This is a genomic window from Oligoflexus tunisiensis (genome assembly GCF_001748245.1).
Taxonomy (GTDB): Bacteria; Bdellovibrionota_B; Oligoflexia; order Oligoflexales; family Oligoflexaceae; genus Oligoflexus; species Oligoflexus tunisiensis.
In genome coordinates, this window is record NZ_BDFO01000001.1 from 6,350,998 (window position 1) to 6,365,934 (window position 14,937).

Sequence of the window (14,937 nt, forward strand, 5' to 3'; positions counted from 1 at the left end):
AACCCCTGCCGCGGCACTTGATTCCTTAGAGTCGTTCCCGCAGACGCGCTCCCAGAGCTTCCGTTCCCGGTTTGCCGAGGAGCGCGAACAGATTTTTCTTATAGGCTTCAACGCCCGGCTGATCATAAGGATTCACACCCAGCATTGCCGCACTGATCGCGCAACCCACTTCAAAGAAGGCAAAGAGCGCGCCGATGCCATGCTCGCTCAACTCCGGCACCGTGAGGCCAAGGCAGGGAACACCGCCATCAAAGTGAGCCATCATCGTGCCCTGCATCGCAGCGCGATTGACTTCACCCAGGAAACGGCCTTCCAGATAATTCAGCTGATCCAGCTTGCTCGCCTGGACCGGCACGCGAATGCGTTGCTCGACTCCATTGCGTCGCGGGACATCCTGCTCGAAGCTCAGGAAGGTTTCGAGGACATTTCGCACTCCGTCCTGCACATACTGACCCAAGGAATGCAGATCGGTGGTGTAGGTGAGCCCGGCCGGGAAAAGGCCCTTGCCCTGTTTGCCTTCCGATTCCCCGTAAAGCTGTTTCCACCACTCAATGATGTGACTGACTTTGGGATTGCTGCTCGCGAGGATCTCAATGCGCTTGCCCTGCTCATAGGCGGCAAGGCGGGCGGAGGCATAACGAAGCGCGGGATGTTCCTGCTCCTGACCCAGTTCGCTAAAGAGGCGATCGGCACCTTCCATCAAGGCCCTGGTGTCGAGTTTCAAAAGAGCCAGGGGAACAAGGCCCACAGGCGTCAGCACACTGAAGCGTCCGCCGATATCATCGGGAATCACAAAACTCGCGTAACCTTCCTGATCGGCCACCTGACGCAAGGCGCCTTCCTTCGCATCGGTGGTGCAGATAATGCGGCGCGCAGATTCCTCCTTGCCAAAACGCTTTTCCATGTAATCGCGCACCACCCGGAAAACGACGGCCGGTTCGGTGGTGGTTCCGCTCTTGCTGATGACGTTCACCACGGGCTGCTTTTTATCGAGCAGCTCCAGCACCTCGACGAGTTGCGTTTCCGAAACATGGTGGCCGGCGAAGGCGATCATGGGACGATTGTCGCGCAAGGTCCCCTGATACGTATGCAAAAGGGCTTCTGTGACCGCCCGGGTGCCGAGATAGGAACCGCCGATGCCGATGACCAGGACGAGGTCATAGGTGACATCGAGATTCTGCACGAACTGACGAATATTCTCTTCCTGCTCAAAACCACGAGTCTTGGGATAGTTGTACCAGCCGATCCACTCGGATCCCACACAGGATTTATCGTTCAAACGCTGCAGGTGTTCCTGAGCTGATTTCTGTAGAGCGGCGGTCTGCTGCTCGAGTCCGTCACCGAGGAAGCGGGTATTCAGTTTAATGTAGCTCATGGTTCACTCTCCACTTTGTCAGTCAGAAACGATTCGTCCTCAACAGAAACTATGTAATTGCGCAGCTTGGCGAGCGTCGCCCGGGTCGCCTGCGCATGAAACAGGACATGGTCGCCCTCCTCATCATAATCCTTCTCAATGATGAGGCAGTTTCGATAGACCATCGACTGGGCATTGTGATTATCGACCGGAATCGACAGCCGAAAGGTCAAAAGGTTTTTGCGGAAGAAGGCGTAGATATGCTCGCGCACATTCAGGACATCCTTTTCCGAAACAGCTGAGGCCACGATGCAGCCTGGATAAGCGGCCCGCAGAATGCGCGGCAGAATCGGATCGTTCAGCTTATCGACCTTATTGAAGACCAGAATCTGTGGAATGTCACCCGCGCCCATCTCTTCCAGGACGGAACGCGTGACGTGAATGTGGTCCTCGTAATGGGGATAACTGACATCCACCACATGCAAAAGCAGATCCGCTTCATTCACTTCATCGAGTGTCGTGCGAAAAGAAGCGACCAAACCGTGGGGCAGGTTGCGAATAAAACCGACCGTATCCGACAGCAAAATTTTTGGTCTGGTGCGCGGATCGATGGTCTTGATGTTGGTTTCCAAAGTAGCGAACAGTTCATCCTTGGGGGCGACCTGGGATTTGGTGAGCCCCTTCATAAGTGTCGTTTTGCCGCTATTGGTATAACCGACGATAGCCACTTTGAGCTCGTTGGACCGGGACTTCCGCTGGGTGGCTTTTTCCTTACGAAACTGTTCCAGCTGCTTCTGCAAACGGGCAATGCGTTCCCGCGCCCGGCGCCGGTCGATTTCGATCTGTTTTTCACCCATGCCGCGTTGGAGCGATCCACCGCCGCGCTGCCGCTGGAAGTGAGACCAGGCACCCGACAGACGCGGAAGCAGGTACTCAAGCTTGGCAATTTCCACCTGAGCCTTGGCCTGGTTGGTGCGGGCGTGACGGGAGAAAATTTCCAGAATGATGCCCGTGCGATCGAGCACCACGCATTGGGTCATCTCCTCGAGGTTACGGACCTGAGGCGGTGAGAGGGCATGGTCAAACACCACAAGCTTGGCTTGGGTGGACGCCGCCAAATCCTTGATATCCTGAACTTTCCCGACACCAATGTAGCAATTTGGGGTGAGTTTCTGGCGCTTTTGGACGATGCGACCCGTGACCTGCACTCCCAAAGTGTCAAGGAGCGACTGCAATTCGGTCAGCTGTTCATCCAATTTTTCAGGCAAGTCCCCTGGCAGGAGAACACCGACAATGACAGCCTTTTCATTGCCGGTGAGACTGGTTTCAAGATTGTCTTCCAAACGTCCTCCATCTTCTGACGAAAGGTTTCGCTCACCAAGCTACACCCAAGCCTTTCCTGAGAACAGTTGTTTTGTAGCCGCATCACGCCCTGTTGACACGTTTGATTTTCAGCGTACACAAGCCGCTTTTGTGAAGAAATGAAAATTCGATTCCGCGCATGCAACGTCAGTAAAAAGAAATCTCGTGTTCTCGACTCACTGTTGTTTGCTCATCTGAAACTTTACGAGAAAAAAGGACAAGACTTGTAGGGAACACGCATTGAATCACACATCAACTCGTCATTATCCTACAAAAAAAAAATTTTTTTGAAAGAAACGGCGAGTTGCTTGACAGTCCACGCTTGTCGCCTCTATGCTCCGAACATTCGCACACCGCAGAAGATTGGGAATCATCGATGAACCTGAAAATTGAAGGTCTGGTCCTCGAGAAGAACACACCCGACATCTATCTCCATCGCGTGTTGACAGATCCTGCTCTCGCATTTCTTCGTGAACTGCACGAGCGTTTTAATCCCACAAGGCGGGAACTGCTGGCTCAACGCCACGAACGTCAGGCCCGGCTGGATGCGGGGCAGGACCTGGATTTCCTTCCCGAAACCGCAGGCATCCGCGAGGCGGAATGGATGGTCGCCGGTGCGCCCAAGGATCTGAATGATCGGCGTGTGGAGATCACAGGTCCGACCGATGCGAAGATGGTGATCAATGCTTTGAATTCCGGCGCCAAAGTTTTCATGGCGGATTTTGAAGACGCACAATCACCCACATGGATGAATGTCATGCAGGGCCAGGTGAATCTTCAGGACGCGATTCGCGACCGACTGAGCTTTACCAGTGACGATGGTCGCAGCTATCAGATGAAGCCCGCCGACGAACGGGCCACCCTCGTGGTTCGACCTCGCGGCTGGCATCTGCCCGAGAAAAACCTCACCCTCAATGGGGAACCCCTCTCAGCGAGTCTGGTCGATTTCGGTCTTTATTTCTTCCATAACGCCGAAGAACGCCGAATCCGTGGGTCCGCTCCCTACTTTTATTTACCCAAAATGGAAAGCTACCTGGAAGCCCGGCTTTGGAATGATGTATTCAACTTCGCCCAGGACTACGTGAAGATACCGCGCGGTAGCATTCGCGCGACCTGTTTGATTGAAACCATCAATGCGGCCTTCCAGATGGAAGAATTTCTTTATGAACTGAGGGATCATGCGGCCGGCCTCAACGCAGGCCGCTGGGACTATATTTTCAGTCTGATCAAAAAACACGCCCTAAGACCGGACAGAATATTGCCCGATCGATCCCAGGTGACCATGAACACTCCGTTCATGCGCGCCTATGCTCAGCTCTTGGTCCGCACCTGCCACAAACGGGGAGCGCACGCTATCGGGGGGATGGCGGCCTTTATCCCAAGCAGGAAAGATGCAGCGGTCAACGAGCGCGCCATCGCCAAGGTTACCGAAGACAAGACGCTGGAAGCCGAAGCCGGCTTCGATGGCACCTGGGTTGCCCACCCGGATCTTGTCCCGGTCGCCCAAAGGGTGTTCGATGAGTATCTCGGCCATCGGCCTCACCAGAAGCACAAGCTGCGTGAGGATGTGATTCCCGATGCGAAAAAACTCCTCGACACCCACATCCCCGGTGGCCGGATTACAGAAGAAGGAGTCAGGCACAACATTCGTGTGGCCATACAGTATATGAACTGCTGGCTCAATGGTCTCGGTGCCGTCGGTCTCTACAACCTCATGGAGGATGCAGCGACTGCGGAGATTTCCCGGGCCCAATTGTGGCAGTGGGTTCACCATAAGGCTTCAATGGACGATGGCAGAGTCTTGACTCCTGAACTCTATAGCAGGTTCCGCAATGAGGAACTCGACAAACTGGGTGGTCCGGACAAGGACCGTCACAAGCAAGTGATCGAGTTGCTCGATGGTCTGGTGCTGGCGAAGGATTTCAACGAGTTTTTGACTCTCCCAGCTTATCAATTGCTTGATACGGCGCGATAAAAAACCTAGGAGAGCCACATGACAAACGCAGCTAGTTACGCAAGTCCTGCCGCATTGGAAAAAGACTGGAAAGAGAATCCTCGCTGGAAGGGCATCGAACGGCCTTATTCCGCCGAGCAGGTTCTCAAGCTCCGTCCGAGCATCGTGCCTGAGCACACACTGGCCCGGGCTGGTGCCGAGCGTCTCTGGAAACTTCTGCAGGATGAGCCTTACATCCACGCTCTGGGAGCTTTGACCGGCGCTCAGGCGGTGCAGATGGTGAAGGGTGGCCTCAAGGCTATCTACATGAGCGGCTGGCAGGTGGCGGCGGATGCCAACCAGGCTGGTCAGACCTATCCTGACCAAAGCCTCTATCCTTCGAATTCCGTGCCCATGCTCGTCAAGCGCCTCAACAACGCTCTGGCGCGCGCTGACCTGATCGCCAAACAGGATGGCAAGTCGGATCATTACTGGTACGCCCCGATCGTCGCGGATGCAGAAGCCGGTTTCGGTGGTCACCTCCATTCCTTCGAAATCATGAAGGCCATGATCGAAGCGGGAGCCTCCGGCGTTCACTTCGAAGATCAATTGGCGGCCGAGAAAAAATGTGGTCACCTCGGCGGCAAGGTTCTGATTCCAACCTCGCAATTCAAAAATAACCTTGTGGCGGCGCGTCTGGCCTCGGATGTTTTGGGTGTTCCCACTCTGCTCATCGCCCGGACGGACTCGCTCGGTGCCACGCTTCTGACCTCCGACATCGATCCCGCGGATGCTCCGTTCATCGTGGGTCAAAGAACCTCGGAAGGTTTCTATCGCATCAAGCCAGGCATCGACGCCGCCATTGCACGCGGTCTGTCCTATGCGCCACTCGCGGATCTTCTCTGGTTTGAAACCTCGACTCCGGATATTGGTGAAGCCAAAGCTTTTGCCCAGGCCATCAAGGAAAAATATCCGAACAAAATGCTGGCCTATAACTGTTCGCCTTCCTTCAACTGGGAAAGCAAGCTCAATAAGGACCAGATCGCCAGCTTCCAGTCCGACCTTGCTGAATTTGGCTACAAATTCCAATTCATCACGCTGGCCGGATGGCACTCGATCAACTATCACACCTTTGATCTGGCTCGCGAATATCGGACACGCGGCATGAGCGCCTATGTGGATCTGCAGCGCGCCGAATTCCAGAAGGAAAAGGATGGCTATACGGCTGTGAAGCATCAGCGTGAAGTGGGAACCGCCTACTTCGATGACGTGCTGATGACGATCACAGGCGGGAAGTCTTCCACGTCCGCCTTCAAGGGTTCAACTGAGGAAGAGCAATTCAAGCACTGAGACGTTTGTCTTTTTTTCCTGGGTAGGGCAGCGTCCCGACGCTGCCCGGGAATGATCGCGGTTTTACTGACCTTTAGCCGACGATTATTCGGGAGCGTCAGGGACAAGGCAAATAGCTCCCCCATCTTGAGATCCATGGTCAGGCCTTCGAGTCTGACCATGGTTTTTTTGTTTCATACTGGGCTGTAAGAATGCGCTCCCCTGGCATTTTCTGGCTGATATCCTATGCATTCCGAACGCTTACCGGGTGGCGATCCATACAAGTCGGGCAAGGTTGATTGTGTCCTTTAACGCGATGCCGTGATTCCGATAGCGAAAATGATCGGTTGCGTAAAGGACACATAGTTTTGAAAGCCCTGTTCCAACAAATCTTTCTGCTGCTTGGTCTTCTGACCAGCACAGGCCTGGCCGCGGTGCAGCCTGTGCTCGAGCTGCCCATGCTGCCCGAGGATGAGTCCATCCTGATCGGTCGCTATGTGACGTTCTGGGAACGCACCAAGGAAGTGCCGGACACGGAAATTCTTCAGGGCCTGCATGATTACGAATTCAAACCCTCGGACCACGAATTGCCTGCGCGCGGCTTCATCACCAATAATCTCTGGATGCGCCTGGTCGTGAACAATCCCCACGATCACTCGGAGTCGATTTATCTGAGCAGCCGTTATCCCATGACGGATGAGATGGAATTCTTCCAGAAAGACGCCGCCGGCAACTGGCAGAGTGAGAAGAAGGGCGACAATCACCCGCGCGCCGGCACCGCGGACTATCGCATGCCCATTTTCAAACTGCAGGTGACTCCCGGTTCCAATGTCTATTATATCAAGGTTCAAACCAGGGGATCCGGCGTGTTCCCCTTGTACCTGTCGCGCATGGATGCGCTGCGGCACTTTCAGATGCAGGACAGTGCCATCCTCGCTCTTTTGTTCGGGGTCATGCTCACTCTGATTCTCTATAATGTCTTTCTCACCATCTCCTTTCGCAGCACGACCTACCTCTTCTATACGCTCTTTCTCGTTTGCATGACCATGACACAGATTTCCGTTCAGGGCGTCTGGCTGACAATCCTGCCAGGGGAAATCGGAACCATGGCCAGCAACGTCGGCTTTCAATTCATGGCCGCGCTCGCCTATACCACCGCGTTTCTGGTCACCCTCAGCTTTCTGAATATGCGGGAGCACATGCCGGTGTTCCGCTGGATTTACATTGCATTCATCGCCTTCAGCTTTCTCATGGCGCCTTTGACCTTTATCATCAGCTACAACGTGCATGTGAAGATCCTCTCCTCCAATCTGATCGTGGGGAGTTTCATCATGATGGGCAGCAGTTCGGTGGCGGTCCTGCGGGGCTATCGACCGGCCTTTGCCTACTCCTTCGCCTGGCTCTTCATGATCATCAATAACATCCTGCTGGCCTTGTGCTACGAAGGCGTGGTCCATAATCCCTTCGTCATTCAGTATGGGAACCTGCCAGGCATGGCCTGTGAAGGCATCCTGATGTCGCTGGCCCTGGGCGATCGCATCAACTTCCTCCGGGCCAAAGCGGATCGCACCATCCATGAGCTCAACCAGCAGCTCCAGCAGCATCTGGTGCAGGTGGAAGCTCTGGTGGATGAACGCACGGAAACCATTCGGACGATTCTGGATAACGTGGCGAGCGGCTTTCTCATGATCGACCGTGGGGCCACCATCATACCGGGCTTCACCCGCTCCTGTCATGGCTTCCTCGGGGCATCCCTGCAGGAAGGACAGAATCTGATCAAGGTCCTGCATCTCAGGAGCAGTGTGGAGAAAAAATTCCGCATGGCACTGACGCAGGTCTTTGAAGATCAGATGCCGGTCGAAGCCACCCTGGGGCAATTGCCCTCGCATGTCCTGTCCCACGGCAAATATCTGCATATCGAGGCCGCGGGCATTCGCGACAAGCAGGGTGTGCTGCAGCATGTGCTCCTGACCATTACGGACGCCACCGAGCTGCGCAAGCGTAAGATCGAAGCGCAAAGAAATCGCAGCCTGCTCAAGATTCTGCGCGACATCGAAGGTTTCCGTCAGTTCGTGGCCTATTCGCATGAGGCGGTGCAGAAGCTCAAGGATCTGCAGCCCGATTCGCAGAGCCTTGCGAGCCGCGAGGTGCATTTCATTTTACACACGCTGAAAGGCAACTGCCTGGTCTTCCAGCTGCAGGACATCGCCCGCTTCCTGCATCAACTGGAGGACCAGAGCGCGCTGAGCAGCACCGAGATCGAGGCGCTGGAGGAACAGTTCAAGAAGTTCCTCACGCGCTACGCCAGCCTCCTGCGAACACCCTGGGGCCCTGTCAGTCATGAGAAACGGGTGACCGATGCCCAGCTGGAATCCCTGCAGGAAATCGCCCGCACGCGCTGCACTCCCCCGCTGCGGCAGGAGCTTGAGATGTGGGTTCACGACGTCGCCGCCAAACCTGTGCGCTCGGTGCTGCATTCCATGTTGAATGATGCACGGGTTGTCGCCAGAAAGCTCAGAAAGGATGTGGAACTTCGGGTTCTCGATCGCGAGGTCCGGATTCATTCAGAAGCTGAGGAGGCCCTGATCGAACAGCTCCTGCATGTGGTGCGGAACGCCATCGTCCATGGCATCGAGGACGATCGGGAAGCCGCGCATAAACCGCGGCAGGGTTTTATCTGTCTCGATTTCCGCGAGCTGCCGGAGGGTCTTGCCATCAGCTGCTATGACGATGGTCAGGGTTTCGATCGCAAGGTCTGGGAAAAGGAATGGATCAACCGGGGCTGGCCCGTGGAAGGGGATCTCAGTCAGATGCCTCTCGGCGAACTCGTGGGCCGGATCAGTCGCGGTGGTTTTTCCACCAAGGACAAGGTCTCGCTCTTTGCCGGCCGGGGCATTGGCATGGAAGCTCTCTTCGCAGCGGTGGATCATTGTCAGGGAACCCTGGAAATCCAGAGCGAACCCGGCAAAGGCAGCCGCTTTGAAATCTTCGTACCAAGACCCCGGACGCTGCGCTCCGTCTCCTAGTGGAACCGAAACGCAGGGAGCATCTTCTCAGAAGTTGAAGTACGAAGTCCGGGCATAAACGCCAGGATAGCCTTGACGTGCACAGCCATTACCCCAACTCACGATACCCACCAGAGTCATCTTTTCGCCATCGTAGGTATAGAGAGGTCCACCGGAATCACCCTGGCAGGAATCAGTACCCGACGCGTAGGCGCAGATGTTGCCATCATAGATGTCCGAACCATAGGCCTGAGCGCAGCTCGAGTTCGAAACGGTTTTAACGGCTGTATACTTGAGTACAGACGTTCCGTATCCGCCTTCATAGGTTGAGCCCCAGCCTGCCACGTATACAGTGGAGCCAACAGCTGGGAACGACGCCGACTGGTTGATTTCCACAGGCGTATGGGAGCTGCTGCCATTGAGGGTGATCGTCGCGGTATCATTCTGAGAGCGCGACGCATTGTAGCGTGAGTTGATGCTATAGCTGGAAACCGAAAAGCGTTCCGCGCCGCTGGTGGAGCGCAAATCACGTGCACCGATCACAATACGCAGATTATTTCTAATTTGACTCGAACTGAAATCTGCCAGACAGTGGGCTGCGGTCACGACTTTGTTGGATGCAACCAGCGTCCCGCCGCAGAAGTGCTGTCCGCCGTACTGCAAGGAAACGATGGAGGTAAAGTACTGATTGTAGAGCGAGGAACTGACCGAACTGCCGCCAACGATGTCAAGTTGACTCTTTGCTTCCTGAGCCTTTTCGCCGCCGCAACCCGCCATGACTGTCCAGCCAGTCAGTGTAACAAGCAAAAGATTCCTGAGACTTCCGATCATTGCGTATACTCCTGTATGTTTTCCTGTAGGTTCCTCCCCCATACTTATTTTGAATGATTGCCAAAGCGAATTTAGAAAAATTTACAATGAGGGAAATCAGCGGGTTGCCCTGAAATTTTTCTTCCTGCATGAATCATCGTTGCTGTACACAGACGTTCTTCACGTTCAAATCCCACGCACATGCAGGATCCCACACGCCGTCTGCACCAGCTGGCACAAGCGTTTGCGGCGTTACATGGTTTTTTACTGGTATGGGCTTTGCTAAATTCAATACAGAAACAGGGAAAGGAGAAAGGGGAGTGCATCATGATCAACAACATGCCACCGGTCTCGAAATACATGACACCCATGCCTTACACGGTCGAGTCTGATGATAATCTGGCCAGGGCTTGCGATCTCATGCAGGAATACAGGATCCGTCATCTGCCTGTACAAACCGGAAATAAAACCATTGGTCTGATCTCGGCTCAGGATATTCAGCTTCTGAATTCCTTCCAAGCGGTGGATTTGGACAGCACCACAGTTGAGTCTGTCATGGCACGGAATCCATATTGTGTCACCCCGGATACAAACCTCGATTTCGTGGCTTCGCATATGGCGGAGCAACGCATAGGAACAGCTTTGATTATTCAGGAGAATGGCAGCCTGGTGGGAATCTTCACGGATACAGATGCTCTGCATGCCCTGGCGGAAGTGCTTCAAACACGCTGGCGGCGAGAGAGAGGAGGCTGACGGAACCAAAGGTCGTGCGGCTCCGTTTTTTCCATCAGGAGACCTTCTTGAGATTTTTCGGTTCCGCCTTGCGCAGGGGCACGACCTTGCTTTTTGCACGGGTCAGGCCTTCCTGCATCAGCGCGGCGACCACATCATAGGCCATCGCCCATTGCTGATGAACCGTCTGGTTCCATTCGGTTCCCAGCATCTCCTGCAAGGTTTTCAGCAGACTGTGGCCGACCCATTCAAAGTGCTCATCGGCGGTGCCATAGGCCACATGCCGCTCGCCCATGCGACCCAGATATTCACCTAAAAATTCGGGATTCTCCAGGTTGTGAACGACCTGCACCAGCGAAGCGACCAGGAGGCGCTTTTGTTTCTCCTGATTCGATGAGCGGAAAAGCTCCTGGGCTGCCGGGTAATCCTGAAAGAGATTGGCATAAAAGCGATTGGCAAACTCCTCGGCTCGGGGTTTGACCAATTCGAATGTTTCCTGAATGAGCTTGATATTGAGTTCCATGAGACAGCTCCAAATGAGGGCGATAAATCCCCCATCGGCTTTTGCCCGGAGCAGGAAGGTCAAATTACCTGTACTTTTGGGTAAGATTACAAAATACGGCCGTTTTGGCTTAAATTTCCTCAACCAGGGCCAAATCCCGATCCAAAATCACCGCATGTTTCAAATCCAGTCGGATGCCGATCCGTGAACCCACCTCATGCTGCTCGTGATGGCTCGAGGTAAAGCAATGAATTTCGGATCCACTCGGCAATTCCAGATAGTAGATGCGATACATGCCGCGAAAGGCCACGCGCTTGACCAGAGCCCGCATCGGCGCCGCATCATCGTGCACGATATCATCAGGCCGCAAAAGAACGGCTACCTTCCGCCCGACGAGAGGCTTGATATCATCGGTACAGACCAGCTCGCCGAGTTCGGATTCGAGACAGCCCTCCGGCGTGATTTCGGCTGGCAGGAAGGCGCCTGTGCCCAGGAACTCGGCGACCGCCCGATTCTGTGGACGATGGTAAAGATCATAAGCTGAGCCCCACTGCACGATGCGGCCGTCAGCCATCACCCCGATCTCATCGGCCATATCAAAGGCCTCATCCTGGTTATGGGTAACGATCAGAGCCGTGACGCCAAAGAATTCGAGCAGCACCTTAAGTTCATGCTTCATGCGCTCGCGCAGCGTCTGGTCGAGGTTGGAAAAGGGTTCATCCAGAAGCAGAAGCTCCGGCTCAGGGGCCAGGGCGCGGGCCAGGGCCACCCTTTGCTGCTGGCCTCCGGAAAGTTCGCTCGGGTAGCGATTCTCATAGGCATCCAGATCCACCGAATGCAAAAGATGCCGAATCTTGGCCTGCCTCTCCTGTTGCGGCAGATGGCGGATGCCGAAGGCGATGTTTTGTCCCACGGTCATATGAGGAAAGAGCGCATAGTCCTGAAACAGCACGCCGATACGTCTTTTTTCAGGCGGAACAAAGTGATCCGGGCTGCTGACAAGCCTCTGATTGAGCACAATGCTGCCGTCCGAGATTTCCTCAAATCCCGCAATGCAGCGCAGAAGTGTGGTCTTGCCGCAGCCGCTCGCTCCCAGTAGGCAGGCGATTTTTCCCTCGCGAATGGAGAGGCTGACCGCCTGCAAAACCTTCTGCGCGCCGTAGCTGTGTTGAACGTCATGAACTTCCAGAACCACCCGGGCCATGGGTCAGCTCCTTTTTTGCTGAAAAAGAAAGAGGGGCAGGGTGCCAATCACCACCAGAAGGAGAGCCGGCAGCGCCGCGCGTTCCCATTCCCCTTCACTGGTGAGGCTATAGATACGAACGGAAAGGCTGTCCCAGCCGAAGGGCCTTGTCATCAGGGTCAGCGGCATTTCCTTGATCACATCGACAAAGACCAGCAGGAAGCCGGAGGCAAAACTTCTTTTCAAAAGCGGCCAGTGAATCAGGGCAAACTGCTTCCAGCTATAAACTCCATAAAGCCGTCCGGCTTCATCGAGGCGCACGGAAATCCGCGACAGGCCCGCATCCACCGAGGAGCTGGCCACGGCCAGAAAACGAAGGCCCAGGGCCAGTACCATGGTCAGTATCGTGCCCGATAGAATCAGCCCACCCGAATAATCCAAAGCCCGTTCCAGGAAATCCACCAGAGCATGATCCAGTTTCACCACCACGAGGTAGAAGCCGATGGCCATCACGGAACCGGGAATTCCATAACCCAGGTGGGAGACCTGCTGGCTGCGTCGCAAACTTTCAATGGGAAGATAGCGTTTGGCCAGACACACGATCAGCGCAAAAAAACAGGCCAGCGTCGCAGCGCAGGTGCCGAGGATGATGGAACGATAGAGCGGCTGAAACACTTCCTCGGTGAAGATGGAGCTCTCGGTTTGCACAACCCAGATGATGAGCTGAACCACCGGAATCAGAAAGGCGAGCCCAAAGATCAGCCAGGCATAGAAACCGGCAAGTCCCGCCTTCCAGCCACGCAGCCGATAGGGTTCATAGGCACGATTGGGATGATTGGAGGTATACTGGTGCCGGCGCCGCGTGCCCTGCTCGGTATAATAAATCAGAAAGGCCAGCGTCACGAGAAAAGTGGAGAGCTGCGCGGCCGTTTCCGGCGCAAAGAAACCAAACCAAACCTTGTAAATCGCCGTGGTGAACGTGTTCACCCCAATGATGGACACCGTTCCAAAATCATTCAGGACTTCCAAAGCGACAAGACAGAGCGCACCCGCAATCCAGGGTCGCGCAAACGGAACCGCCAGCCGGTAAAAACTGGTGAGCGGCGAGGCACCGAGGGAACGTGCCGCTTCCAGACTGCTCCGGCCCTGAGTCGTGAAGGCATCAAAGCTGAAAACATAAACATAAGGAAAGAGGCACAGGGCCAGGACGAGAATGCCACCCGGCAGCGACCGCACCTCGGGCACCAGGCCGTCACCCCCAAACACCTGGCGAATCAAGGTGCGCACGGGACCTGAGTAATCCATCATGCCCACAAAGACAAAAGCGCTGACATAAGCAGGAATGGCAAAGGGCAGAATCAGACCGCGGCGCAGCAGAGCCACCCCTGGAAATCGGTACTGCGAGCAGAGCCAGGCCAGGCTCACGCCGATCACCAGGGTCATGCCACAGACCCCGAGCAGCAGCACGGCCGTTTGCCAAAGCAGCGAGGGCAAAAGATATTCCAGCAGATGGTCCCAATGTTCCGTGGCGATCGGCATCAACCAGGATGCGAACACCACCAGAATGGGCGCCAAAACCAAAGCGGCGATACCGTAGGACAGGTATCGCCAGCTGGCTGTTGCGAACTTGTGTCGGATATTTTCCGTCAATTGTAACCAGCTCGATCCATGAGTTTGATGGCCTTTTCCTGAAGCTCACCGGCTTTTGCCATGTTGATCAGCATGGCATCAAATTTACCCCAGGACTGCACGAAACTGGAAGGGCTCACAGCGGGATTCACCGGATACTCGTGATTGAGTTGTGCGAACTGTCCCTGCGCTTCAGGGCCGGCCAGCCATTCCAAAAATTTCACGGCTTCGGCTTTATGCGGCGCGTTTTTCAAAACACCGGCCCCGGATACGTTCACATGAACGCCACCGGCTTCCTTCGCGGGGAAGAAGAGTTTGGCGGAAAGTTTGGGATTTTTCTCAAGAGCACGCCCAAAGTAGTAAGTATTGACGACGCCTACATCGCACTGTCCAGCTGCCACGGCGTCGATCACCGCGGTATCATCCTGGAACACCGGTGCCGCCAGATTCTGAACCCAGCCTTTCACCACTTTTTCCACAGGGGCCTCGCCTTTTTCCGCAACCAGCATGGCGACGAGAGACTGGTTATAAACCTTTTTCGCAGAACGCAGGCACAGGCGTTTTTTGAAAGAGGGATCCGCAAGATTCTCGAAGCTCTTGATTTGCTCGGGTTTGACTTTGGTCGGATTGTAAACAATGGTCCGGGCCCTCTGCGAAAGACCAAACCACCGGTTGCCGGGATCGCGCAGGTGGGCGGGAACATTTTTCTGCAGGCTCTCGCTTTTCACTTCCTCAAAGATCCCCGCCTGCGCCGCGCTCCAAAGGTTGCCGGCATCGACAGTCAAAAGGATATCGGCCGGGCTCTTCGTCCCTTCCGCCTTGATGCGTTGAATGAGTGTGGCCGTGTTGTCGGTCAAATACTTGACTTTGACGCCGGTTTTTTTCGTGTAAGCGTCAAAGACCGGCTTGATCAGATGTTCCTTGCGTTCGGAGTAAACCGTGAGCGTGGCATCAGGCGCCGCCTGCACGAGAGGGCTGAGAAAGATGGAAAGAACTGCGGGCCAAAGCTTCCATGTCATTTAGTAGTCCCCCATTGGGTCAATCAATATTGGGAATCATTATTTACTTCAGTCTACACCCGTCATTCAACCTGAGATA

The 14,937-nt window shown here is 54.9% G+C and carries 11 protein-coding genes; 4 read left to right on the forward strand and 7 right to left on the reverse strand.

The features are described from left to right. Positions 1-25 precede the first annotated feature (25 nt). Positions 26-1,375 carry a glucose-6-phosphate isomerase gene (locus tag OLTU_RS26340; protein ID WP_141735715.1) on the reverse strand — a complete coding sequence of 450 codons (1,350 nt, stop codon included), beginning with the start codon at positions 1,373-1,375 and terminating at the stop codon, positions 26-28. Beyond that, on the reverse strand, positions 1,372-2,697 hold the full coding sequence (hflX, locus tag OLTU_RS26345; RefSeq protein ID WP_141735716.1) for a GTPase HflX: 1,326 nt from the start codon (positions 2,695-2,697) through the stop codon (positions 1,372-1,374). The genes OLTU_RS26340 and hflX overlap by 4 nt, the downstream gene beginning before the upstream one ends. A 395-nt stretch (positions 2,698-3,092) precedes the next feature. Here hflX and aceB point away from each other — a divergent pair, with 395 nt between their 5' ends. The 3 genes from aceB (at position 3,093) to OLTU_RS26360 (ending at position 9,004) form a co-directional block, all read left to right on the forward strand. Next, positions 3,093-4,691 carry a malate synthase A gene (gene aceB / locus OLTU_RS26350; protein WP_218110275.1) on the forward strand — a complete coding sequence of 533 codons (1,599 nt, stop codon included), beginning with the start codon at positions 3,093-3,095 and terminating at the stop codon, positions 4,689-4,691. Positions 4,692-4,709: 18 nt separating this feature from the next. After that, positions 4,710-5,999 (forward strand): isocitrate lyase, encoded by a 1,290-nt coding sequence (gene aceA, locus OLTU_RS26355; protein WP_141735717.1) that lies wholly within the window; start codon positions 4,710-4,712, stop codon positions 5,997-5,999. A gap of 347 nt (positions 6,000-6,346) precedes the next feature. Next, complete coding sequence (locus tag OLTU_RS26360) at positions 6,347-9,004, forward strand: 7TM diverse intracellular signaling domain-containing protein (RefSeq protein WP_141735718.1); 2,658 nt, start codon at positions 6,347-6,349, stop codon at positions 9,002-9,004. 27 nt (positions 9,005-9,031) lie between these two features. Here OLTU_RS26360 and OLTU_RS26365 read toward each other — a convergent pair whose 3' ends face one another. Further along, complete coding sequence (locus OLTU_RS26365; RefSeq protein WP_176736982.1) at positions 9,032-9,814, reverse strand: serine protease; 783 nt, start codon at positions 9,812-9,814, stop codon at positions 9,032-9,034. A 306-nt stretch (positions 9,815-10,120) separates the two neighbouring features. On the opposite strand from OLTU_RS26365, the gene OLTU_RS26370 reads away from it, so the two are divergent. Further along, positions 10,121-10,546 (forward strand): CBS domain-containing protein, encoded by a 426-nt coding sequence (locus tag OLTU_RS26370; RefSeq protein WP_176736983.1) that lies wholly within the window; start codon positions 10,121-10,123, stop codon positions 10,544-10,546. 34 nt (positions 10,547-10,580) lie between these two features. On the opposite strand, the gene OLTU_RS26375 is transcribed toward OLTU_RS26370, so the two are convergent. From OLTU_RS26375 to OLTU_RS26390, 4 genes are all read right to left on the reverse strand, one after another. Then, positions 10,581-11,048 carry a globin family protein gene (locus OLTU_RS26375; RefSeq protein WP_141735721.1) on the reverse strand — a complete coding sequence of 156 codons (468 nt, stop codon included), beginning with the start codon at positions 11,046-11,048 and terminating at the stop codon, positions 10,581-10,583. A 109-nt stretch (positions 11,049-11,157) separates the two neighbouring features. Continuing rightward, positions 11,158-12,231: an ABC transporter ATP-binding protein gene (locus OLTU_RS26380; protein ID WP_141735722.1), complete on the reverse strand. Its 1,074-nt coding sequence runs from the start codon at positions 12,229-12,231 to the stop codon at positions 11,158-11,160. Between the two features lie 3 nt (positions 12,232-12,234). After that, entirely contained in the window at positions 12,235-13,860 is a 1,626-nt protein-coding gene (locus tag OLTU_RS26385; protein WP_141735723.1) for an ABC transporter permease, read from the reverse strand. Further along, positions 13,857-14,858 (reverse strand): extracellular solute-binding protein, encoded by a 1,002-nt coding sequence (locus OLTU_RS26390; RefSeq protein WP_141735724.1) that lies wholly within the window; start codon positions 14,856-14,858, stop codon positions 13,857-13,859. The genes OLTU_RS26385 and OLTU_RS26390 overlap by 4 nt, the downstream gene beginning before the upstream one ends. Between the last annotated feature and the right edge of the window lie 79 nt (positions 14,859-14,937).

Coding starts and splice junctions, on each gene's coding strand:
- OLTU_RS26340 (WP_141735715.1), bottom strand. CDS start 1,375: ATGAGCTACATTAAACTGAATACCCGCTTCCTCGGTGACGGACTCGAG.
- aceB (WP_218110275.1), top strand. CDS start 3,093: ATGAACCTGAAAATTGAAGGTCTGGTCCTCGAGAAGAACACACCCGAC.
- aceA (WP_141735717.1), top strand. CDS start 4,710: ATGACAAACGCAGCTAGTTACGCAAGTCCTGCCGCATTGGAAAAAGAC.
- OLTU_RS26365 (WP_176736982.1), bottom strand. CDS start 9,814: ATGATCGGAAGTCTCAGGAATCTTTTGCTTGTTACACTGACTGGCTGG.
- OLTU_RS26370 (WP_176736983.1), top strand. CDS start 10,121: ATGATCAACAACATGCCACCGGTCTCGAAATACATGACACCCATGCCT.
- OLTU_RS26375 (WP_141735721.1), bottom strand. CDS start 11,048: ATGGAACTCAATATCAAGCTCATTCAGGAAACATTCGAATTGGTCAAA.
- OLTU_RS26380 (WP_141735722.1), bottom strand. CDS start 12,231: ATGGCCCGGGTGGTTCTGGAAGTTCATGACGTTCAACACAGCTACGGC.
- OLTU_RS26390 (WP_141735724.1), bottom strand. CDS start 14,858: ATGACATGGAAGCTTTGGCCCGCAGTTCTTTCCATCTTTCTCAGCCCT.